2 protein-coding genes are annotated in these 1,223 nt (G+C 64.8%); both read left to right on the forward strand.

The genetic code is table 11. The annotated features are described in order from the left end of the window. Positions 1–368: IS5 family transposase (locus IEY79_RS37070; protein ID WP_189112054.1), on the forward strand; the 368-nt coding region annotated here is incomplete at its 5' end. A gap of 240 nt (positions 369–608) precedes the next feature. Next, on the forward strand, positions 609–1,070 hold the full coding sequence (locus tag IEY79_RS37075) for a helix-turn-helix transcriptional regulator (protein ID WP_189112055.1): 462 nt from the start codon (positions 609–611) through the stop codon (positions 1,068–1,070). Positions 1,071–1,223 lie beyond the last annotated feature (153 nt).

Genomic DNA, 1,223 nt, shown 5'->3' on the forward strand with positions numbered 1-1,223 from the left:
TCGGCATCTCCGGCGCCCACATGCACGACAGCCAGGGCCTTGAGCCGCTCGTGCGCGGGATCCCGCCGATCCGCTCCCGGCGTGGACCCCGCCGCCGGCGGCCGGGCAAACTGCACGCCGACAAGGGCTACGACTACGACCACCTGCGCCGATGGCTCCGCAGGAGAGGCATCCGCCACCGCATCGCCCGCAAGGGCATCGAATCCTCACAGCGGCTGGGCCGACACCGATGGGTCGTCGAAAGGACCGTCTCGTGGCTGGCCGGCTGCCGACGTCTCCACCGCCGCTACGAACGCAAAGCCGAACACTTCCTCGCCTTCGTCGGCATCGCAGCCACACTCATCTGTCACCGCCGCCTCACCAAATGAAACGACGTCTTAGGCGTGGAAACGCCAAGGCACCGCACAGCCCCATCTGAACGTTGAAGGAGTGCACCAATGTCCGCCAGTACCCCCAGGCAACAGATCGATAAGACTAGGCGGCGGCGAACACGCCGGCCCTGCTGTCCAGCAGGCCGATTGGCCCGCCGACGCCCCTCGCCTCATCTGGCACCGGTGCGAAACCCTCTGGGCGGCGTGCTCAAGTACTCTGAAGCAGGAGGTGTTCTGATGTCGTCGCTCCGGGATAACGTCCGTAACCACCGCCGCCGGTTGGGCATGAGTCAGCACCAACTCGCCACAGAGGCAGGTGTGTCGCTCGGAGCCGTACGGAGTATCGAGCAGGACGGAAACCCGAAGGTCGAGACCATTCACCTTCTGGCGCGCGCCCTCGGCACCAGGACATCCAGTCTGTTCGCCACCGAGTCCCCCGAGCCACTCCACATCACCGCCAGCGACGGTCCGAAGCTGTCCGAACTCCGACAAGCCCTCATGCCTCCCGTCGGATTGCGGTTCGTCATCCTTCCGCCTCACTCACGCCACTGGATGCCTGACCCGGCTGCCGTCTGCTCGCCCGCACTATCGTGCAGACCCTTCGCCATTGACCGTACGAACCCGGCAGGACACTGCGCCAGTCGGCCCGTCGCGCCCCCGTCGATCTTGGCCTCCTGCGCCGGAGCGGTTTGTGTCTGATGTCCTAGCTGTATTGATCACCAGCGTTGCTAACACTTGGTGGTCGGGTTGCTCAAGGCGAAGACCTCCGGTGCGGTGGAGCTGTCTAGGTTCTGTCGTCAAATGTCACGCCCACATCAGGAGTGATGCGAGGGTGACAGCTGCTTCGTAGGA

This window comes from Streptomyces camponoticapitis (genome assembly GCF_014646115.1).
GTDB lineage: Bacteria > Actinomycetota > Actinomycetes > Streptomycetales > Streptomycetaceae > Streptomyces > Streptomyces camponoticapitis.

Bases quoted from the DNA above. Each gene is read 5' to 3' on its own strand.
- IEY79_RS37075 (WP_189112055.1), top strand. From the start codon at position 609: ATGTCGTCGCTCCGGGATAACGTCCGTAACCACCGCCGCCGGTTGGGC.